The sequence below is a fragment of the Paenibacillus glycinis genome, assembly GCF_009909185.1.
Classification (GTDB): Bacteria; Bacillota; Bacilli; order Paenibacillales; family Paenibacillaceae; genus Paenibacillus_Z; species Paenibacillus_Z glycinis.
Genome location: NZ_JAAAMV010000001.1, coordinates 385943 through 407054, shown reverse-complemented (window position 1 = coordinate 407054; position 21112 = coordinate 385943). Strand labels below are relative to the sequence as shown.

General features: G+C 56.3%; 26 protein-coding genes. 25 read left to right on the top strand and 1 reads right to left on the bottom strand.

The window, feature by feature from the left end:
* Positions 1-13: 13 nt before the first annotated feature.
* Positions 14-874: a metallophosphoesterase gene (locus GT019_RS01885; protein ID WP_161740611.1), complete on the top strand. Its 861-nt coding sequence runs from the start codon at positions 14-16 to the stop codon at positions 872-874.
* On the opposite strand, the gene GT019_RS01880 is transcribed toward GT019_RS01885, so the two are convergent.
* The gene (locus tag GT019_RS01880; RefSeq protein ID WP_161740609.1) at positions 828-1772 is read right to left on the bottom strand and encodes a polysaccharide deacetylase family protein; all 945 of its coding nucleotides are present in this window, start codon (positions 1770-1772) and stop codon (positions 828-830) included. The two genes, GT019_RS01885 and GT019_RS01880, sit on opposite strands and share 47 nt — an antisense overlap.
* A 183-nt stretch (positions 1773-1955) precedes the next feature.
* Here GT019_RS01880 and GT019_RS01875 point away from each other — a divergent pair, with 183 nt between their 5' ends.
* The 24 genes from GT019_RS01875 (at position 1956) to spoIVA (ending at position 20847) form a co-directional block, all read left to right on the top strand.
* The gene (locus GT019_RS01875) at positions 1956-2273 is read left to right on the top strand and encodes a hypothetical protein (protein ID WP_161740608.1); all 318 of its coding nucleotides are present in this window, start codon (positions 1956-1958) and stop codon (positions 2271-2273) included.
* A 255-nt stretch (positions 2274-2528) separates the two neighbouring features.
* Complete coding sequence (locus tag GT019_RS01870; RefSeq protein WP_161740606.1) at positions 2529-3134, top strand: genetic competence negative regulator; 606 nt, start codon at positions 2529-2531, stop codon at positions 3132-3134.
* A gap of 153 nt (positions 3135-3287) precedes the next feature.
* Complete coding sequence (locus GT019_RS01865) at positions 3288-4529, top strand: Glu/Leu/Phe/Val family dehydrogenase (protein ID WP_161741470.1); 1242 nt, start codon at positions 3288-3290, stop codon at positions 4527-4529.
* Between the two features lie 61 nt (positions 4530-4590).
* Complete coding sequence (gene prsW / locus GT019_RS01860; protein ID WP_161740604.1) at positions 4591-5289, top strand: glutamic-type intramembrane protease PrsW; 699 nt, start codon at positions 4591-4593, stop codon at positions 5287-5289.
* A 113-nt stretch (positions 5290-5402) separates the two neighbouring features.
* Positions 5403-5561, top strand: a complete 159-nt coding sequence (locus tag GT019_RS31520; RefSeq protein ID WP_201755187.1) for a hypothetical protein — start codon at positions 5403-5405, stop codon at positions 5559-5561.
* A 100-nt stretch (positions 5562-5661) separates the two neighbouring features.
* A complete protein-coding gene (ypeB, locus tag GT019_RS01855; RefSeq protein ID WP_161740602.1) occupies positions 5662-7002 on the top strand; it encodes a germination protein YpeB in 1341 nt (446 codons plus the stop codon).
* A 105-nt stretch (positions 7003-7107) separates the two neighbouring features.
* The gene (locus GT019_RS01850; RefSeq protein WP_161740600.1) at positions 7108-7761 is read left to right on the top strand and encodes a flagellar brake protein; all 654 of its coding nucleotides are present in this window, start codon (positions 7108-7110) and stop codon (positions 7759-7761) included.
* A 121-nt stretch (positions 7762-7882) separates the two neighbouring features.
* A complete protein-coding gene (locus GT019_RS01845; RefSeq protein ID WP_161740599.1) occupies positions 7883-8059 on the top strand; it encodes a hypothetical protein in 177 nt (58 codons plus the stop codon).
* Positions 8060-8298: 239 nt separating this feature from the next.
* Positions 8299-8994 carry a (d)CMP kinase gene (gene cmk, locus GT019_RS01840; RefSeq protein WP_161741469.1) on the top strand — a complete coding sequence of 232 codons (696 nt, stop codon included), beginning with the start codon at positions 8299-8301 and terminating at the stop codon, positions 8992-8994.
* Between the two features lie 3 nt (positions 8995-8997).
* A complete protein-coding gene (locus tag GT019_RS01835; RefSeq protein ID WP_161740597.1) occupies positions 8998-9576 on the top strand; it encodes a lysophospholipid acyltransferase family protein in 579 nt (192 codons plus the stop codon).
* Between the two features lie 103 nt (positions 9577-9679).
* On the top strand, positions 9680-10966 hold the full coding sequence (rpsA, locus tag GT019_RS01830; RefSeq protein WP_161740595.1) for a 30S ribosomal protein S1: 1287 nt from the start codon (positions 9680-9682) through the stop codon (positions 10964-10966).
* 147 nt (positions 10967-11113) lie between these two features.
* The gene (locus GT019_RS01825; RefSeq protein WP_161740593.1) at positions 11114-11743 is read left to right on the top strand and encodes a YphA family membrane protein; all 630 of its coding nucleotides are present in this window, start codon (positions 11114-11116) and stop codon (positions 11741-11743) included.
* 2 nt (positions 11744-11745) lie between these two features.
* A complete protein-coding gene (locus GT019_RS01820; protein WP_161740591.1) occupies positions 11746-12684 on the top strand; it encodes a YIEGIA family protein in 939 nt (312 codons plus the stop codon).
* The gene (locus tag GT019_RS01815; protein ID WP_161740589.1) at positions 12677-12862 is read left to right on the top strand and encodes a capping complex subunit for YIEGIA; all 186 of its coding nucleotides are present in this window, start codon (positions 12677-12679) and stop codon (positions 12860-12862) included. Before GT019_RS01820 ends, GT019_RS01815 begins: the two co-directional genes overlap by 8 nt.
* A 150-nt stretch (positions 12863-13012) precedes the next feature.
* Positions 13013-14335 (top strand): ribosome biogenesis GTPase Der, encoded by a 1323-nt coding sequence (gene der / locus GT019_RS01810; protein ID WP_161740587.1) that lies wholly within the window; start codon positions 13013-13015, stop codon positions 14333-14335.
* A 152-nt stretch (positions 14336-14487) separates the two neighbouring features.
* Entirely contained in the window at positions 14488-15087 is a 600-nt protein-coding gene (plsY, locus tag GT019_RS01805) for a glycerol-3-phosphate 1-O-acyltransferase PlsY (protein WP_161741468.1), read from the top strand.
* A gap of 12 nt (positions 15088-15099) precedes the next feature.
* Positions 15100-16122 carry an NAD(P)H-dependent glycerol-3-phosphate dehydrogenase gene (locus tag GT019_RS01800; RefSeq protein ID WP_161740585.1) on the top strand — a complete coding sequence of 341 codons (1023 nt, stop codon included), beginning with the start codon at positions 15100-15102 and terminating at the stop codon, positions 16120-16122.
* Positions 16123-16290: 168 nt separating this feature from the next.
* On the top strand, positions 16291-16572 hold the full coding sequence (locus GT019_RS01795; RefSeq protein WP_161740583.1) for a stage VI sporulation protein F: 282 nt from the start codon (positions 16291-16293) through the stop codon (positions 16570-16572).
* A gap of 171 nt (positions 16573-16743) precedes the next feature.
* Complete coding sequence (locus tag GT019_RS01790; RefSeq protein WP_161740581.1) at positions 16744-16923, top strand: DUF2768 family protein; 180 nt, start codon at positions 16744-16746, stop codon at positions 16921-16923.
* A gap of 45 nt (positions 16924-16968) precedes the next feature.
* Entirely contained in the window at positions 16969-17265 is a 297-nt protein-coding gene (locus GT019_RS01785) for a 2Fe-2S iron-sulfur cluster-binding protein (RefSeq protein WP_161740579.1), read from the top strand.
* On the top strand, positions 17265-17864 hold the full coding sequence (locus GT019_RS01780) for a nucleotidyltransferase family protein (protein WP_161740577.1): 600 nt from the start codon (positions 17265-17267) through the stop codon (positions 17862-17864). Before GT019_RS01785 ends, GT019_RS01780 begins: the two co-directional genes overlap by 1 nt.
* Before the next feature lie 26 nt (positions 17865-17890).
* A complete protein-coding gene (locus GT019_RS01775) occupies positions 17891-18238 on the top strand; it encodes a 2Fe-2S iron-sulfur cluster-binding protein (protein WP_161740575.1) in 348 nt (115 codons plus the stop codon).
* Positions 18239-18298: 60 nt separating this feature from the next.
* The gene (locus tag GT019_RS01770; protein ID WP_161740572.1) at positions 18299-19030 is read left to right on the top strand and encodes a hypothetical protein; all 732 of its coding nucleotides are present in this window, start codon (positions 18299-18301) and stop codon (positions 19028-19030) included.
* 338 nt (positions 19031-19368) lie between these two features.
* On the top strand, positions 19369-20847 hold the full coding sequence (gene spoIVA / locus GT019_RS01765; RefSeq protein ID WP_161740570.1) for a stage IV sporulation protein A: 1479 nt from the start codon (positions 19369-19371) through the stop codon (positions 20845-20847).
* The last annotated feature ends 265 nt before the right edge of the window (positions 20848-21112 follow it).

Sequence of the window (21112 nt, the reverse complement as noted above, 5' to 3'; positions counted from 1 at the left end):
GCGAACGGAATAAATGGCATTCATTTGGATCTTAGTCGTCATTGCCGCATTGGGTATTGTCGCGCTGGCCTATATGGTGCGGCTTTCCTATCAGTATCGGCTCGATCAACAGGTCGCGGCGTTCGATAGGCTGCCGCAAGCGTTCGACGGAACGGCGCTGATGTTTATCAGCGACATACATAGACGGATCATCCCGATCGAGCTGATCGATGCCTTCATGGCTTCCGGCGGCGCCGACTTGGTATTGATCGGCGGGGATTTGCGCGAAAAGTCGGTTCCGGCCGCGCGCATCCGCGAGAACATCAGGCGCCTGTCGCGGATCGCGCCGATCTACATGGTCCATGGGAATCACGATTACGACGAAGAGATGCGTTCGTACGAGGTGCTGCTGGCCGAAGAGAAGGTGCGGCTGCTCATGAACGAGTCCGTCATCCTGGAGAAGAAAGACGGGAGCCGAATCCGGCTCGCGGGCGTGGACGACCCGCGTACCGATCATGAAGATCCGGAACTCGCGCTTGCCGATATGGAAGACGGGCGCGGCAAGCTGTTCACGATTCTGATGGCGCATGACCCCATCATCGCGAAGCGGCTGAAGGGCGATGAATGCGTCGACCTCATCTTGTCCGGCCATACGCATGGCGGGCAAGTCGCGCTGCCGCTTGCGGGACCGTTGTGGCGGGGGAGCGACGACTCCGGTTATTGGCGGGGCTGGTTTGATTTGCCGGTCCAAGGAATAGGCGTTCCGAAGACAAGAATGTTCGTCAGCTGCGGCTTCGGAACATCGAGGCTCCCGATCCGCTTGATGACGGAACCGCAGCTGCACCGCATTATTTTGCGGACTTCTGCGGCGAATCCAAACCAAGCTCGATCGTAGATGGATCGATGAAGCCGTAACCTTTCGCTTCGAGCTTCGTCAGCAGCGAATCCAGCGCCTCCGTCGTCCAAGGCAGCTCGTGCATAAGGATGTTTACGCCCGGATGAAGCTGGTCCAGGACGTTGGCGATGACTTTATCCGGCTTGTTCTTCGTGCTGCTATCCCAGTCCAGCGAACCATTGGACCAGGTCATGTACAGCATGCCGTCGTTGCGCACGAGCTTCTTCACGGCGTCGTTGCCCGATCCGAACGGCGGCCGGAAAAAACGCGGGTACTTGCCGGTGATCTTTTTGACGATAGCTTGGACATCCCCGATTTGCTTCTTCACGGTCGCTTCCTTTTCCTTCTTTAGATCGATGTGGTCCCAGGAATGATTGCCGATCGTTTGGCCGCGGTCGGCTATTTTTTCGAGCAGCTCCGGATGGGTCTTCACGCGGTAGCCGTTGACGAAGAAGATCGCCTTCGCATGGTGCTTGTCGAGCGTATCGAGCAGAGAGCCGAGCGTTTTATCCGCTTTCGGGCCGTCGTCGAACGTCAGCAGCACGACCTTGCCGGTCGTCGCTTCCTTATTAATAGGAACGAAACTGTAGACGCTGTTCATGCGGTACAATTTCTTCGGCGCGGCTTGAACGGGGGCGGCGGGCGGGTTCGTTTGCTTGTCGTCTTCGTTCCCGTTTCCCGGGGCGGCGGCTTCCTCATCCTGCTTAAGTACGGTCGATTCGTTCGTTCGAGGAGGATTGGGCATATTCGGGTTTGCCGGGGATTGCGTCTGATCAGCCTTTTGATCCGGATCGGCCGAATCCGATGACGCGGAGTTTCCGCCGGATGCGCATCCGGACGCGATCGTCAAGATCGCGATGATCGTGAATGTCGTCAGATAGGCTTGAAGTTGCTTCATGTCAATCCACCTCCAGTAATCGCGGCATCCGCGCGGCGTTAAGAACGCCCTCATTGTATCATATTATATACAACCGTCCGAACTTCCACCTTTCCTTAATTTGTGCTGGGATGACCTCGCCTCGACCAGGCAAAACTATATTCGAATCCGAGTGCATCAGCATTTTTGAGGAGGGCTTTACCGATGAAATGGTCTGTATTTCTGCTTGGGGGTCTGGCCGGCGCCGCGACGGCGGCTTACGTGGCCAAGAAAAGACCCGGAATGTTTGCTTGGGCGACCAGCGCGGCGGGCCAAGCCATGACAGGAGTTTCGAGAAAAGCGATGGGAGCGGTGGTCAGCCGCAAGTTCGGAGGCGAGATGGCGCATTCGTCCCCAAAGCATTCCGGCGTTTCCGCTAGAGATTCCGCAGGCGCTTGGGGACAAATCGAAATGATGCTGAACAACGATCCCGGCGTCAAGGAACAGGTCGACGAAATAAAAGCCGATGCGAAAACGCACTAATAAAGACAAAAAAAAGAATCGTTTCTCCCTCTGCTGCGTATATACAGTTGTTGGGCGGAACCGATTCTTTTTTTTGCGTACTAGTGCATTCCGACCCCAGACATGCTAACATAGCAATAAGAACATTTTATTCACCAAACCACAGCAGTTACATACGCTGTGTATAACAAATGTTACCCGCGTTCAACGCGCTTTCGAAGACGGTTTTTGCTTTGATACACGAAGCAGATGCTTTTCGAGAAGGAGGATCCTATCATGAAAATCGAACGGCTCAATCAAGACAAAATCCGAATCTTCCTGACGTTCGACGACTTGCTGGAGCGTGGGATCCAGAAGGAAGACATGTGGCGCGAAATTCCGAAGGTGCACGAGCTATTCAGTGAAATGATGGATCAAGCCTACAGCGAGCTGGGTTTCGATGCCAGCGGCCCGTTGGCCGTAGAAGTGTTCGCGCTTCCCGCCCAAGGCATGGTCGTCATCGTCACGCGTGGCAAAGTAAACGGCAAATCGGACGAACAGCTGCACGAAGAAGAGAATGATGAAGACGTCTACGAGATGGAAGTCACGCTGGAACAAAGCGATATCGTGCTTTATGCGTTCCGCGACATCGAGGATGTCATTTCCGTCTGCAAACAGCTCAAGGCAGTGGATTTGATTGAAGACGGACGTCTATACGCCTACAACGGCAAATATATGCTAGCCTTCGAACCGGTCGGCATCGAGTTGCCCCGTTACCATGCCATCATCGCCCTGCTGGCAGAATACGGCGAAGCAACCTCCATTACGACGGCCGTTCTCGAAGAATACGGCAAAGTGGTCATGCCTGCGAACGCAGTGCTTGAAATTTGCACTCATTTCTAAGAACGAACAGTTTCTGAAAGCATCAGCAGCGGAATTCCGCGTGTCTGGTGCTTTTTGTTTATTCCCCGAATCGGCCGATTCGAACCCATCGCATAGTTGGCGTTTCACCCGTTCATACTGAAAGAAAAGGTGGTGAACATTCCTTTGACTGGAATGGAAGACAACAATGTCTTGACTTCGACGCAAATCGTCATCGAGGATGCGCTTCGGAAATTAGGTTACGGCGATGATATGGTCGAATTACTGAAAGAGCCCATGAGATTGCTGACCGTGCGCATTCCGGTGCGCATGGACGACGGAAAAACCCGCGTGTTCATCGGATTTCGCGCCCAGCATAACGATGCCGTCGGGCCGACGAAGGGCGGCGTCCGGTTCCACCCGGACGTGAACGAGATCGAAGTAAAAGCGTTGTCGATCTGGATGAGCTTGAAATGCGGCATCGCCAATCTGCCGTACGGCGGCGGGAAAGGCGGAATCATCTGCGATCCGCGCAAAATGTCGTTCCGCGAGCTCGAACGATTGAGCCGCGGCTACGTCAGGGCGATCTCCCAGATCGTCGGACCGACCAAGGACATCCCGGCGCCGGACGTCATGACGAACGCGCAGATCATGGCGTGGATGATGGACGAATACAGCCGCATCCGGGAATTCGATTCCCCCGGCTTCATAACTGGAAAACCGCTCGTGCTCGGCGGGTCGATGGGCCGCGAAAGCGCGACCGCCAAAGGGGTCGCCATCATGATCGACGAGGCGATGGCCAAAAAGAACATCCCCGTGAACGGCGCGCGCGTCGTCATCCAAGGCTTCGGAAACGCCGGGAGCTTTCTGGCCAAATTCATGCATGACGCCGGGGCGCGCGTAATCGCTATTTCCGATGTGAACGGCGCATTGTATAATGAACAGGGACTGGATATCGAAGATTTGATGGACCGGCGCGATTCCTTCGGCACGGTAACCAATCTATTCAAAGATACCATCTCCAACGACGAGTTGCTCTCGCTGGAATGCGACGTGCTCGTGCCGGCCGCGATCGAGAACCAAATAACGGCAAGCAACGCGGACCGGATTCGTGCTAAAATCATAGTTGAGGCCGCGAACGGCCCGACGACGCTCGAAGCGACGCGCATCGTAACGGACCGCGGCATTTTGCTTATTCCGGACGTGCTTGCAAGCGCGGGCGGCGTCATAGTATCGTATTTCGAATGGGTACAGAATAATCAAGGCTACTATTGGTCGGAAGCCGAAGTGGATCTCAAGCTGCGGGAAATGATGGTCCGCGGTTTTAACAGCGTGTATGAGCTGCATGCGATGAAGAAAGTCGACATGCGCCTTGCCGCTTATATGGTTGGCGTTCGCAAAATGGCGGAGGCGGTACGATTGCGGGGGTGGATATAAAGGAAACGGCAAGTTTCCTCGCGCGCGTACCTGCCTTCTCTCTGGAAGGTGACTCGAAACGATGCTGCTTTTTTCGATTGTAACGGCTGCGGTTGCTCCCGGCGTCGCGCTGTTGACTTACTTTTATTTGAAGGACCGTTACGAGGCGGAACCCATTTCGATGGTGCTTCGGGTATTTCTGATGGGCGTCTTGATCGTGCTCCCGATCATGGTGATCCAGCGGGGACTGGAGCTCGGCATCGGAAACGGGCCGGTCGTCTTCTCGTTCGCCGTCTCGGCGGGCGTCGAGGAACTGATGAAATGGTTCGTGCTCTACCATATCATTTTCAAGCATAAGGAATTCGACGAGCCTTATGACGGCATCGTGTACGCGGTGGCGATTTCGCTCGGCTTTGCGACCGTCGAGAACGTGCTGTACGCCATTTATCAGCCGATGACGGTGGGTTCGCTGCTGATCCGGGCGCTGCTTCCGGTATCCGGTCACGCGTTGTTCGGCGTTACGATGGGTTATTATCTGGGCAAAGCCAAATTCGCTTCCGACCGGAGGCCGAAATGGCGGTTCTTGGTTCTGGCGGCCGGCGTTCCGCTGCTGGAGCACGGCTTGTACGATTACATCATGGGCTCCGGCTCGACGTATTGGGCATGGTTCATCGTGCCGCTGATGGTGTTTTTGTGGATCAGGGGCGTTCGGCGGATCAACCGGGCGAATGCGCGGTCGCCGTTCAGGCTGCTTGGCCGCGAAGAAGAGATTAAGCTGTGACATTTCCGTCCATAATAGGTAGAAAACGCCGAGCGCATGCTTCCGAAGCGGAACGCTTCGCCCGCCGTATATGACGGCGCCGGCTTCGCTCGCAACCCCTATAGGAGGAAATGATGGAAACGGCGCGTATAAAAGTGGCCATCCGCTGCAATCGCTGCGGAGAGAAATTCGTGCTTCGCGGACGCAGGGAGAAGGACCGGATCGATACCGGCTTCAAGCAATGCCTGTGCAATAACATCCAAGATTTCGATATCGAAGAACTGGCGCTCTGACAAGCGCCGGCAATAGCAAATCTTACCCAAACATGCATAAAGCTCCTTTCGGCAAACCAAACTAACACCAGGTTTTGCATACGAAAGGAGCTTTTGCTATATGTATCGTCGCTTGAGCGCTGTGCTTTTTCCGGTCATGACGTTGTTCTTCATCGGCTCCATTTACTGGGGCTATCAAGAGCATCAAGAGAAAAATTCGATATTGATCAAGGCGGAGAACCAGTATCAGCGCGCCTTTCACGATTTATCGTACCATGTCGATCAGCTGCACCACCAGCTCGGAAACACGCTGGCCGTGAACGGCGCTTCGCAAGGCTTTCAGCGCAAGGGACTGGTCAATACCTGGCGTTTGACGAGCGAAGCGCAGAATGAAATCAACCAACTGCCGCTCACCCTGCTGCCTTTCAGCAAGACGGAAGAGTTTCTCTCGAAGATCGCTAATTTCTCGTACAAAACCTCCGTTCGCGATTTGACTAAGCAGCCGCTCAGTCCTGACGAGTTCAAGACGCTAAAAACGCTGTACGCGGATTCGGCGGACATCTCCAAATCGCTGACGGGCGTGCAGGAGAAGGTCCTGTCCAACAATTTGCGCTGGATGGACGTCGAAACCGCGCTGGCGACCGAGAAATCGACGCTCGACAATACGATCATCGACGGCTTCAAGACCGTCGACAAGAAAGTAAGCGAGTATCCCGAGATCAACTGGGGCCCCTCGGTCGCGAGCATGTACCAGAAACGGACGATCAAGATGCTCGGCGGCCACATGAGCACGCCGGACGAAGTGAGGGGCTTGGCCGCGAAATTCCTGGGGCTGGACGCAGCGCAGGCCAAGAACATCCGGGTCGTGGAGAACGGCAAGGGCACCGAGTATTCGTCGTTCTCGGCAACCTACAAGGCGAACAAATCCGATAATCAAGTCGAGCTCGATTATACGCAAAAAGGAGCCCAGCTCATTTGGTACGACAATTCGCGGGATATCGGCAAGCCGACCGTCGGCATCCGCGATGCGAAGCGAAAAGCGGGCGATTTCCTGGCTCATCACGGTTACGCGGGCATGAAACCCGTCGCGTACGATGACGGAAATCGCGCGGCGGTGTTCACGTTCGTCGCAAGCCAGAACGGCGTCTTGATCTATCCCGCCAAGCTGTCGGTGAAGATCGCGCTGGATAACGGCGACGCCGTCGCGATCCAAGCCGGGGATTACGTCTACGAGCATCGCAAACGGAAGCTGCCGAAGCCGAAGCTGACGAGCGCCGAGGCGAGGAAAGTGCTGAATCCCGATTTTAAAGTGAACCGGGAGCAGATGGCGCTGATCGACAACGATGCGGACCAAGAAGTGCTGTGTTATGAATTCGTCGGGAAAATCAACGGCTCGACGTACAAAATTTATGTAAACGCGGAGAACGGCGTCGAGGAATCCATCGAGCAGCTGCCGGAATAACCGCCTGGACGTGCGCCTTTGGACGCACGTCTTTTTGTGCCTATTTCCCTCTCTCCCCAAATTTCGACATGCTGTGCTATAATCGAAAAATGGGGAGGGAAACCGATGCTGCCAATGATTAACCAAGTTTTGTTCTTGCAAGTTGCTTCATCCGACGAAGAAGAGGCCGCGTTGGAATATAAAGCCAGGATCGCGGACAGCACCGATGACGAGCTGCTCATCGAGATTCCGATTCTCGAAGGGGCCGGCCGATACAAACGCCTCTTTCTAGGCGATGAACTCTCCGCGTATTTCATTACGCAAGAAGGCGTCAAGCATTATTTCAATACGCACGTGATCGGCTTCAAAGAAGATACGCTGAAGCTGATTCGGGTCCGCAAACCGGATCTCGAATCCATCACCAAAATTCAGCGCCGCCATTTCCTGCGGGTCGCGGCAGAGCTTGAAATCGCCATCACCTTGTCCGGCAACGTCCGATTTATCGGGGTGACCGACGACGTGGGAGGCGGCGGCATTTCCTTCGTGGCCGACGCCAAATGGCCGATCGAGCAAGGTACTGAACTGGAATGCTGGCTGCTCGTCCCGTATCGGAACGGTTCCGTCGACCACTCCCAATTCGTTGCCGAGGTCGTCAGGGTCAAGACGCTCGAGAACGGCAAGCATCAGGTGATGGCGAAATTCGCGAAAATCTCGGACGGGGAACGCCAGCGCATCATCAGGTTCTGCTTTGAACGGCAGCTCGATTTCCGAAAACGATAAATCCGGCCATGGCATGAATAAGGATTCCATTCGTGGAAAAACTAGCCTTATCCGAGATTCAGCCGCGGCGGACGCCGTTTATCGAATAGGAGCCGACGGTTCGGATAAGGAGGTCATCGCCGTGCTACATAAGTCGCAAAAAGATTACCTGGCGCTTGCCGACAACGTGACGAAAGCGTTGAAGATCATCGTCATAGCGTTGCTTGTCGCGATCGCGGTCAGCCAGGTGGCGCTGCAAATCCCGCAGGTCCGGATGTGGGTGACGGGCGTGGATCGTTTGGAAGGAACGCCTTTTTAGAACGGGTAGCATTTGCGGTCGAGCCGCGCATTCGGTTGTTTTCCCGAAGTCGGGAACAGCTTCGCGGCCTGCAGCGACGGCGCCGGAAGTTTCTTCTAGCGCGTCTTGCATTCTTTGCACTTCCCGAGCGGCTGTGGTATAATTTTTACTATCGCAGGCAAAGCCTGCTTTTTTAATGACGATTAGAGCATGGTGGCAGCCGCTGCCCGACTTTCAAGGAGGTCAAACACCGCTTGGGCATGAATGGGGGAAGCATCAGCGGCCGAATAAATGTGGCAATCGACGGCCCGGCAGGCGCCGGGAAAAGTACCGTCGCCCGCAAAGTCGCTGAACAACTTGGTTACATTTACATTGATACAGGTGCGATGTACAGGGCCGTTGCTTATGCGGCAATCGGTGCAGGCATCACCCCTGACGATTCGGACAGGCTGGGTCAGCTCGTTCAAACGTTGAATATCACGCTGGAGCCCGGCGGTGCAGGACAGACGGTTTGGCTGAACGGGGAGAACATCACCTCGGCCATTCGCACGCGCGAAGTGACGCTGATCGTTTCGCAAATCGCTTCCCACGAAGCCATTCGGCAGAGGTTGGTCGAATTGCAAAGAGGGCTGGCGGAATCCAAAGGAATCGTCATGGACGGACGCGACATCGGCACGCATGTGCTGCCGGACGCGGAAGTAAAGGTTTTCCTCATGGCAAGCGTTCAAGTGCGCGCGCTGAGACGGTTTCGGGAACTCAGCGGCAATGAGGCCGTACCGCTTCAACAACTGGAACGGGAGATCGCGGAACGCGATCGAAGCGATGAGCGCAGGGAAATTTCGCCATTGATTTGTGCGAAAGACGCGGAAGTGATCGACAGCACGGAGCTGACGATCGACCAAGTCGTCGCACTTATTCTAGACTTATGCCGAACCAAAACGGTGGAGGCGAAGTAAACTATGCTATATAGCATTTGCCGCAGCCTGTTGCGCATCATTTACGCCGTCTTATTCCGGTTCGAAGCAAGCGGTTTGGAGAATATCCCTTCTTCGGGTCCCGTCGTGCTCTGCTGCAACCATATCAGCAATTTGGATCCGACGACCGTCGGCACGAAAGTAAACCGCACCGTCCATTACATGGCGAAAGCGGAGCTCTTCAAAGTTCCGCTGCTCGGACCCTTGATCCGTTCGCTGGGCGCTTTCCCGGTCAAACGCGGAGGCGTGAGCAAGGAAGCGATCCGCACGGCGATCGGCTTGCTCAAAGAAGGCAAGGTGATGGGCATCTTCCCCGAAGGTTCCAGATCCGCCGCCGGAGACAGCGCGGGCAAGAAGGGCGCAGCCATGATTGCGCTGCGAAGCGGAGCGACGGTCATTCCCGTCGCGATCATCGGAAAGTATAAGGTTTTCCGTAAAATGCGCATCAAGTATGGCAAGCCCATCGATATGTCGGACTTCATTCAAGATTCTTCTTCCGATGTGCTGGAGCGAGTGACGGAAACCATCATGCTCAATATTCGCAGGATGGTGAAGGAAGAGTAATTATTTCACGTTATTCATGTTTTAAACGGTGGGCCAGTTGCGTTTCAAACTGCGGCTTCACGTTTAAATAAAGTTGGGGTATGAATTGAGGAGGTTATTTCAAATGTCAGAAGAAACAAAAGTTCAAGAAGAGTCCGCAGCCGCGGAAGCAATCAACCAGGATGCTGCAGAAGCAATCAGCCAGGATGCTTTGGATAATTTCGTGTCCTTGAAAAAAGGGGACATCGTGAACGGCACGATCGTCAAAATCGAAGATAACCAAGTGACTGTTAGCCTTGGATATAAATATGACGGCGTTATTCCACTTCGTGAACTTTCCTCCGTTCAGCTCGACAGCGCGGCGGATGCCGTGCAAGTGGGTCAAGAAGTGCAATTGAAAGTCGTTAGCATCGATGACGAGAAAGAAAAGCTCGTCCTTTCGAAAAAAGCGATCGACAGCGAAAAGGCTTGGGATGTACTGCAAGCGCAATTCGATGCGGGCGAAGTGCTCGAAGTCACGATCGCGGACGTCGTCAAAGGCGGTCTGGTCGTGGACATCGGCGTTCGCGGATTCATTCCGGCATCGATGGTCGAGCGTCATTTCGTTGAAGATTTCAGCGATTACAAGGGCCGCAAGATCCGCGTAAAAGTTAAAGAAATCGACCGCGAGAACAACAAAGTGATCCTGTCCGCGAAAGAAGTGCTGGATCAAGAGTTCGAGCAAAACAAACTAACGATCATGAACGGTCTGCAAGTCGGCCAAGAAATCGACGGCACGGTGCAACGCCTGACGCCATTCGGCGCATTCGTCGACATCGGCGGCATCGATGGATTGGTTCACGTATCCGAATTGTCCTGGCAGCACGTAGCGCATCCGAAGGATGTCGTAGCCGAAGGCCAATCCGTTCGCGTAAAAGTACTTAAAGTCGATCCGGCTGCAGGCAAAATCAGCCTCAGCATCAAAGCGGCTCAACCGGGTCCTTGGGAATCCGCGAACGGCCAATTCAACATCGGCGACATCGTGACGGGTACCGTCCGCCGCATCGTCAGCTTCGGCGTATTCGTTGAAATCGCGCCGGGCGTCGAAGGACTTGTGCATATCTCGCAACTGGCGCATCGCCACGTGGCAACGCCGAACGAAGTCGTACAAGAAGGCCAAGAAGTGAAAGCCAAAATCTTGGACTTCAATCCGTCCGAGAAACGCGTCAGCCTCAGCATCAAGGAAACGGAAGAAGCGCCTGAACAACCGGCGCGTCCGGAGAGAGAGCGCGGCGAGCGCCACGATCGCGGAGATCGCGGTTCGCGCGGTCCTAAAGTCGAGCTGAACAACCCGAACGTCAGCCTCAGCAACGAAAGCATGAGCTTCACGCTGGCTGAGCGTTTCGGCGACAAGCTGAGCAAATTGAAATAATCGGTTCCGATTAAATTCGAACCCTTACTTGGAAGCCGTTCATTCCGCAGTGTTATTGCGGGATGAACGGCTTTTTTGCGTTGGCGGATTAAGGGATAAGAGGAACGGACGGAAGCGCATAATAAGGGAATCAAGGAGGGATGGCGCGTGAATGATGGCTTTATCGTGTTTTGGCTCTTATCGATGGCGGCGATTCTTTATTTTACCGGTTGGGAAGAGCAGGTAGCGGACGGCATTCGCCTTCGGACGATCGGCGTATTCATCGGCGCTTCGTGCTTACTCCAACTTGTGTCGATCAATATTCGCGGCGAAGCCGTCGTGACGGGAAGCGCCGTCCTGGCGATCGTTACGGCCGTCACGCTGCTGATCACCGTCCGCAGGCTGGGCACCATGCTGTTCGTTTTGTTTTCGTCGCTGCTCACCGGCTTCATGTGGACGTGGATGCGCTATATTTATAGCATGGATCCCGTATTCGTCGTGATTCATCCGCACTGGGACGGACCCGTGCTTGCAGGGCTGTTCGCGGGACTGTTGGCCGACCGGTTCAGGTCGCATTTCACGATCGTCGTGTTGAGCGCCTTACTCGCGCTCGCTTATCATTTCATAGGAACCGCCGCGCAGGATTCGCCGCTGGAGATCGGATCGTTGGCTTGGTGGGACGGCCTTGCGATCGCGCTGACTGCCGCAAGAGTCGTCGGCAGCATCAAGGCGTGGATCAAGCAGATCACGTTTGGCATGATCGACAACCAATCCGGCGAAAGAGGGGGAAACTCGTAACGATGTGGGAACATCTATGGACGCATTTGAGATCGGGGCAGCCTCACCATGTGGTGTACGGCATCATGCTCGGCGTAGCTTTCGGAGTAGGCTCCCGATTGCTTATGCTTCGAACGGACTACAGGCAGTATCCGACTTACCCCCATGGACGCATTATTCATATTTCGTTGGGGGTTATCGCGGCCGCGCTTGGGGCGGTTGCGGTCCCAGCGTTGTATAAGAAGGATTTTACCGCGATCACGTTCCTGACGCTGGCGGCGCAGCAATTTCGCGACGTGCGCAACATGGAACGCCAGACGCTGTCCAAGATCGACAGCATGGAGTTGGTATCGCGAGGTTCGACCTACATCGAGGGCATTGCGATGGTGTTCGAAAGCCGCAATTACCTGGTGATTTTATCGTCGCTCCTGACGAGTCTCGCATCGCTCTCGCTTGGGTTGCCGTTCGGCCTGATCACGGGCGTGCTGACGCTGTTTTTCGTCAATGCCCTAAAGTCGGGCAGATCCATCTCGCATATCGCGAAAGCGGAAATCGCGGAGGTGGTCATTAACGGTCCGGACCTGTACGTCGGCGATATTTATATCATGAACGTGGGGTTATCGGCGAATCAGAAGATCATTGCGGAGCGCGGTCTCGGTATTATTCTTTCGCCTTATAATCCGAACGGGAAGGCCACGCTCAGCAATCTGGGACAGCGGCAGGCGATCCTGTTCGACCTGTCCACGATCCTCGGCGTATATCGGGACGACGGCGAGCCCGCGCTCGTTCCGATGGCCAAGCTGGACATCAAGGACGGCCGGCTGGCGATTTTCCTGCTTCCTCAGGAGAAGGATGCCGAGAAGGCGCGGGCCGTCGTGCAGAAGGTGCCGATCCTGGAATCCGCGGTGCGCATGCCGACCGAAGCCAGCGTCAATCAAGGGGAGGGCAAGCAGCATGGCTAAAATCGTCGCGATCGTGACGTCGGACCAAGACCGGGTAGGCGGCGGGGCGCCGATTTTCGTCGAACCCGACAAGGAGAAACGGGAATCGACAGCATTCCTTCTGGAAAAAATTTTGGATGCCATCGCGCATGACATGAAGGACGGCAACTTTATTTTGGTGGATCACCGAACGGAATGAAATGTTAGCCAATCCCGTAGTTTTTTGCTATGATGGTAGGCGTGAGTGTAGAGAAAGCCCCTTCATGGACTCATCGAAGCTTCATAGGGATTGACGGAGTCCCGCTCATTACAACGGTGTGAAACCGTTTCTATATTAAGGAGTGAAACTATGTCTAAACCCATTATCGCCATAGTTGGGCGGCCTAACGTGGGTAAGTCTACGATATTCAACCGCGTCATCGGTGACCGGTTGGCAATCGTAGAAGACAAGCCTGGAGTGACGAGGGACCGCCTGTACGGTTCCGGCGAATGGAACGGCCGAGCGTTCAGCATCGTGGATACCGGAGGCATCGAGATCGACGGCGAGGACGAGATCATGAAGTCCGTCCGCATGCAGGCGGAACTCGCCGTCGAAGAGGCGGATGTCATTATCTTCATGGTGGATGCCAAGGCCGGTCTGACCCATGCGGACGACGAAGTGGCGCAAATGCTGCTGCGTTCCCGCAAGCCGATCGTCGTCGCCGTAAACAAGGTGGACAACCTGAATCGCAGAGACGATATCTACGAATTTTATAATCTCGGCTTCGGAGATCCGATCGCGATCTCCGGTTCGCACGGCATGGGGATCGGCGATTTGCTCGATGCGGCCGTCGAGAAGCTGCCGGAGATCGAAGAGGAGCATTACGACGACGACGTGATTCGCGTCGCCCTGATCGGGAGGCCGAACGTCGGCAAGTCGTCGCTCGTCAACGCGCTGCTCGGCGAAGAGCGCGTCATCGTCAGCAACGTGGCAGGCACGACCCGCGACGCCATCGATACGCCCTTCGAACGGGACGGTCAGAAGTACGTGCTGATCGATACGGCAGGCATGCGCAAGCGCGGCAAGGTGTACGAAACGACGGAGAAATACAGCGTCATGCGCGCGTTGAAGGCGATCGAGCGCGCGGATGTCGTCCTCGTGCTCATCAACGGAGAGGAAGGCATCATCGAACAGGACAAGCATATTGCCGGCTACGCGCACGAAGCGGGCAAAGCGGCGATCTTCGTCGTCAACAAATGGGATGTCGTCGAGAAGGACGACAAGACGATGAATCAGTTCGAGCAGAAGATCAGGGATCACTTCCTGTTCATGACGTACGCGCCGATCATTTTCCTCTCGGCCTTGACGAAGCAGCGGCTTCATAAGCTGCTGCCTGTCGTCGTGCATGTGTCCGAACAGCATGCGCTCCGGATTCCGACGCATCTGCTGAACGACGTCGTGGCCGACGCCATCGCCATTAACCCGCCGCCTTCGGACAAAGGCAAGCGCCTCCGCATCAATTACGCGACGCAGGTCGCGGTCAAGCCGCCGACGATCGTCTTGTTCGCCAACGACCCGGAGATGATGCATTTCTCGTACGAAAGGTACCTGGAAAACAAAATCAGGGCGGCATTTCATTTTGAAGGAACGCCCGTACGCATCTTCTCGCGTAAAAAATCAGACGAAGATTAAGTCCGCCGCGCTCCGCGCGAAAGGCCTGATGCTTCGACAAAAACGCTGGTGCCCTTGTCTTGAGGGCACCAGTTTCCCTGTCATAACCTGCGGACAGGCCGCCGTATCATTAAGGTAGGCCGCCCAGGACATCTTTGAAAGAGGCGTGATAAATCGTGGTCACCGTAATTACAGTTCTCATCAGTTATTTATTAGGCTCGGTCTCCTTCAGCATTTTGATCGCCAAATGGGTAAAAGGCATCGACATCCGCAATTTCGGCAGCGGCAACGCCGGCGCGACGAATACGCTGCGGGTGCTGGGCAAAGGCCCGGGCATCGCGGTATTCCTGCTGGATATCGCCAAGGGCGTCGTTGCCGTCATCATCGGCCTCAACGTCGCAGGCGGAGACTGGGGCCCGGTACTGTGCGGCCTCGCGGCGATCGCCGGCCATAATTGGCCGGTCTGGTTCGGCTTCAAGGGCGGGAAGGGCATCGCGACGACGGTAGGCGTCATGGCTACCCTGGCCATCGTGCCGGCGCTCATCGCCGGAGCGGTCGCGATCATTTGCATCGCCATCACCCGTTTCGTCTCGTTGGGGTCGCTCATATTCGCGCTGCTGCTGCCTATTTTCATTTGGAACATCGGGGATAAGCCCCATACGTACGTGTGGGCAAGCCTTGTCGTCTGCCTGCTGGCCTTCGTGCGCCACCGCACGAATATCGTAAAGCTGGTGCAAGGCAAGGAAAACAAGCTGGGGGCCAGAAAAGGCTAAGGAGGCACGCTTATGAAGAGCCGCAAAGCGGCTGTGCTCGTGGCCGGCAGCTGGGGAACCGCGCTTGCCGCCGTGCTTGCGGACAACGGCTTCGACGTTGCCCTATGGTCGCGGAACGAAGCGCAGGTCGACGAAATCAACTCGCAGCACCGAAACAGCCGGTACTTGAAGGATGCGGAGCTCCCCGAGCAGATCGTCGCGACCGCGGATATGGAACAGGCGGCGAGCGGAGCGGAGCTGGTGCTGTTCGTGGCGCCGTCCGCGGCCATGCGCGACGTGGCGAAGCTTGCCGCGCCGTTCATCCGTGCGGATGCGCTCATCGTCCATGCCACCAAAGGGTTTGAATCGGGTACTTATAAACGGATGACGACGGTATTGGCGGAGGAGCTGGCCGTCGACGCGGAGCGGCTCGTCGTCTTGTCGGGCCCGAGCCATGCCGAGGAGGTCGTCCGCAGGCTTCCGACGACCGTCGTCGTAGCTTCGTCCAGCCTTGAGGCTGCCGAGCAAGTTCAGGACGCGTTCATCACGCAGCATTTTCGCGTTTACACCAACAAGGATGTCGTCGGCGTCGAAGTCGCCGGCGCGATCAAGAACATCATTGCGCTCGGAGCGGGACTGTCCGACGGCCTCGGCTTCGGCGACAACGCCAAAGCCGCGCTGCTGACGCGCGGCTTGGCGGAGATCAGCCGACTCGGCACCGCCATGGGCGCCAATCCGCTTACGTTCGCAGGCTTGGCGGGAGTCGGGGATCTCGTCGTGACCTGCACGAGCCAACTGAGCCGTAACTGGCGCGCGGGTTCCATGCTGGCGGAAGGATTGTCGCTCGACGAAGTGCTGAACCGGATGGGGATGGTCGTCGAAGGCGTAAGGACGACGAACGCGGCGCGGGAAATTTCCCGGCAATACGGCGTGGAAATGCCGATCACCGATCAGCTCTACCAGGTGCTGTTCCGGCAGAAGGCGCCGCGCAGCGCGGTCGAGTCGCTGATGGGCAGAGGCCGCACGCACGAGACGGAAGAAACCGCGGGCATATAGGCTGATCGTACACGGGTGCAGGTGCTTTTAGGCATTGAATGGACTGCTCGCCCATGCATCCTGGCCCGCACCAACATTGGCCCTTCTTCATAAGATGCTAGCAGCACCCCGTAGCGCGGGTGGCTGACCTAGATTTCTTGCGCTTTATAAGCGTGGAGGAGGGAAACGATGACCGGCAAGAAGGATTTATCCAAGGACGTACTGAACGCCGTGAACAAAAAAACCGGCAAGCCGGTAACCGAGAACGCGGTTAAGAAGCTTGCGAGCGGCGTGAATGAAAATACGATGCAGGACGAAGACGAACTGCGCAAATTGATTTTGTCCGTCTCTGCGATGGCGAAGGTGCCCGTTACGGAGAAAACGATCAACGACATCGTAGGCGCCGTCAAAAAAAGCGGCATGAGCACGACCAACATGGAAATGCTGCTGCGGCTGATGTTGAAGAAGTAACCGTTCCGACTTCCGCATATCGCGACCGGCCTGCAGCTTCGGAGCCGCTGCCGCGCCTAGGCGGGGGTCTTTTCTTGTTATCCGCCGTTCGTACGTTCCAGAAGTAGCCCATTAATCGACACTAGTGTATAATGAAACGAATATCGGATGTACAAGGTGGTAGAAGTCGGCATGGATCCAATGATGAAAATGTGGGTGTCTTTCGTAGGCATCGGTTTGATGGCGCTGGCCGCGGTCATGATCTCGCTGGCACGGTTCAAGACCAAAGGCGTCTTGCGGATGGCATTGTCGCTGACCGCGTTTTTGTTTCTGGTCATCGGCGGATTTCTTGGACTTATCTCCATTGCATAACGCAGCTTGAACGAACCGATGGAGAAAAGAAAGGATGATCTGCCGATGCTGGAATTGAAAAGCCGTACGAAAAGCATAACGGTCGAAGCGGAAGCGGGGTTATCCCTGCTCGATGCGGCCATCAAGCATAATTTGGACTGGGCGTTCTCCTGCACGCGCGGAACCTGCGCCAGATGCCGCTGCCTGATCGAAGAAGGCGCGGAGTTTCTGGAGGAGGCGACGGACGAGGAGTGGGACCGCTTGGAGCCTCATGAATTCGAAGAAGGCTACCGTTTGGGCTGCCAAGCAGTCGTCAAATCCGGGGCAGGCTTCATCAAAGCGGCGAACCGGCCGTACTTCTGATGAAGGGGCTTGCAGCGACAGGCATCGGGGAGCCGCTTGGCCGAGCGCTCGAGGTCATTGCCGGCGCGGTTTCGCGAGACCGGGCGAAATGGTTGATCGGCGGCAGTACGGGACTGCTCCTGCGCGGGCTGGCGCTGCCTTCGCCGCCCAGGGACCTGGATCTATATGCGGACGACGAAGCCGCCAGGACCCTTCATGCAGCCCTGCGTCCTTTCGCCGTCGACGAGCAGCAACTGAGCGTGAGCCCGATATATCGTTCGTTACTCAGCCATTATGACATTCACGGCGTGCAAGTCGAGCTGGTCGGGGGCTTTGTCGTCGCCGCCGGGCGGGACCGTTATACCGTTGAAGTCGAAGAAGTACTGGAACCGCTGCGGCTGACGGTGACAACCGGCGCTTTCGAGGCCGGCGTCGTGCCGCTTGCGCACGAGCTTTGGTTTAACATGCTTCGGGCAAGGGAAGACCGGGTGAGTTTGATCACCACGCACATGCGGAAGGAACCAGGCCTTCATCAGGAAGCCCTCAGGCTGATCGCTGCCCGGAACGACTTGTCCGCGGCTTTGCAGGAGCAAGTTGCGCAGCTATTGCGCATCAACTAGAAGTATGAGGGAAGCAGGGGATCCCGGTGAATGTGGAAATTACGTTCCTTCCTTCCGGACGCAGCGTCATCGTGCGGGCCGGAACGACCGTGCTCGACGCCGCGAGAAAAGCCGGCGTGCCGATCCGCACGCGCTGCGACGGCAAGGCGGCATGTCTCATGTGCAAGGTGACGATGCCCCATAGCTCTTCGGGGCTGACGCCGCTGAACGATAACGAGCGCCGCAAGCTGGCCGGGCTTGACAGGTCGGGGACAAGACTCGCTTGTCAGGCGAGAGTATTCGGCCGCGCCGTCGTCGAGGTGCCGGAAGATCCGTTTCGCGCGGCTGTTCGCAAACAGATGATGCGCCAGGCGGAAGACGATGAATTATGGTAGGCTGGCCGTTCCGCTGACGCGGAGATGCGCGCCTATGCAACCTAGGAGGATAATCGGATCATGAAAGGCTTTAGAAACGCGGCGGCAGCCCTCGTGCTCGCATGCATGACTGCCTTGTTGTCCGGATGTCTGTATCCGAAGGATCAGATGGGACAATTCCAGAAGCCGCCGAAAGACGCGATTCTGAACGTACAAACGGTCGTCGACCAATATCAGAAGGATACCGGACTTCTTCCGATCGAGAACAGCGACGAGAATACGCCGGTTTACGAGAAATTCAAGCTCGATTTTGCCAAGCTGCAGCGGATGAATTACCTGTCCTCCATACCGGAGTCGGCCTACGAGAAGGGCGGAAGCTACTATTATCTCGTAATCGACGAAGAGAAGGATCCTACCGTCAAGCTGATGAATCTCGTTCTCTATCAGAAGGTCAACGATCTGGAAGCGGCCGTGAAAGCTTATTCCGATGCCCATGGAGGCAAATTGCCGGCCGGGCAGCAGTTGTATCCGTCGTTCGCGGCCATTGATTTCGATGCGCTGGACGCGAAGGAACCGGAGCTGCGAAGCGTGTTCACCGGAAGCGTGCTGACGACGATGATGGACCCGTCCGGTCATGTTTACCTGGATTACGGTCCCGACGTCATGCAGCAGCTTTCCAAGCTCGGCGAAGGCTCGAAGCCTGCCGCGGACGCGGATCTCCGGTCGCTGCTGGTCGACGGTTCGGACTTCGTTCCGGTCAAATCGACGATATACCGACTCGTAAACGGCGATCCGCAGGCTGTTTTGAAATAGCCCAAGCTATCGTTTCGACGTCGCTCGCTCCCGCCTTTCATGGCGGGAGTTTTTTTGTCGTTCAGGCATAGCGGGCGCTTTTCTCTCATATATCTCAATCTTGGAAGGTCAATCCGAACGAAGCTCGTGGAAATCGAAAGATTTCATCGCCCGGTCGTCATAAACATGAGACATTCGCAATAAGCTATTACTAGTCCAAAATCATGTACGAGTTGCGTCGCTTGCATTGCTCTCTCGGCAGGCGGGTAGCGGCGAACCCTGACGACAAACAGCAGGAGGAAAGCAGCAGTTACGGTACGTCCATGTACAGGCGAAATACGATTGGGAGGGGATATTCAGTGGAGAAAGTGGACATTTTCAAGGACATTGCCGAACGAACCGGCGGGGATATTTACCTCGGCGTCGTTGGTGCGGTCCGCACAGGCAAATCAACCTTCATCAAGCGGTTCATGGAGACGGTTGTGCTGCCGAACATCACGAACGATGCCGATCGGGTGAGAGCTATCGACGAGCTGCCGCAGAGCGCGGCAGGCAAAACCATCATGACGACAGAACCGAAATTCGTGCCGAATCAAGCGGTCCAGCTCCGCGTGGCCGAAGGGCTCGACGTCAACATCCGGCTGGTCGACTGCGTCGGCTATGCCGTCGTCGGGGCGAAGGGCTACGAGGACGAGAACGGCCCGCGCATGATCACGACGCCGTGGTTCGAGGAACCGATTCCGTTCCAGGAAGCGGCCGAGATCGGCACGCGCAAAGTCATACAAGAGCATTCCACGCTCGGCGTCGTCGTTACGACGGACGGCACGATCGCTGAAATACCGCGCAGCTCGTATATCGAAGCCGAAGAGCGCGTCGTGAACGAGCTGAAGGAAGTCGGCAAGCCGTTCGTGCTGATCGTCAACTCGACGCGTCCGAAGAGCGACGAGGCGCTTCAGCTGCGGAGCGAGCTGCAGGCCAAATACGATATTCCCGTCATCACGCTCAGCGTGGCCTCCATGGGCGAAGAGGAAGTCATGTCCGTGCTGCGCGAGGTGCTCTACGAGTTCCCGGTGCACGAAGTGAACGTCAATCTTCCGAGCTGGGTCATGGTGCTGAACGACAACCACTGGCTGCGCAGCAACTACGAGAACTCCGTGCGCGACACGGTCAAGGACATCCGCCGCCTGCGCGACGTAGACCGCGTCGTATCGCAGTTCATGGAATACGAGTTCATCGCGAGGGCCGGCCTGAGCGGCATGAACATGGGGCAGGGCGTCGCGGAGATTGATCTCTACGCGCCGGATGAGCTGTACGACCAAATCCTGATGGAAGTGGTCGGCGTCGAAATCCGCGGCAAGGATCATCTTCTCCAGCTGATGCAGGACTTCTCGCATGCGAAGCGGGAGTACGACCGGTTCGCGGAAGCGCTCGAGATGGTCAAGACGACGGGGTACGGCATCGCGGCCCCTACGCTTGCGGAGATGGCGCTCGACGAACCCGAACTCATCCGCCAAGGCTCGCGCTTCGGCGTGCGCCTGAAGGCGACGGCGCCGTCCATCCACATGATCCGCGTCGACGTCGAGTCCGAATTCGCGCCGATCATCGGCACGGAGAAGCAAAGCGAGGAACTCGTCCGCTACCTCATGCAGGACTTCGAGAACGACCCGATCAAGATCTGGGAGTCCGATATTTTCGGCCGGTCGCTCCATTCCATCGTGAGAGAGGGCATCCAAGGCAAGATCGCCATGATGCCGGACAACGCCCGCTACAAGCTGCAGGAGACGCTGGGCAGGATCATCAACGAGGGCTCCGGCGGCCTGATCGCCATCATTCTATAGCAGCTGCAGCAGAGGCGCGCCGCGGGCGCGCCTTTTTTGCGTTGGCCTGCGGAATGGAGGAAGCGCCTCCCATTCTCTGCATATCGGTGGAAGAAACGCGTCGGAAAATCAAAAAAGAGCGCGAAATCGGCGAATCTTCGCCGGAAATCGCGTCGTGCCTCTTGAAATCGCATAGGCAACTGTATTACTATAAATCTGTTCTAGGTTCAGTATGCAGGAATTGCACATACCGGAATTTCTTCTCACCGGAGCCGACAGGTATAAA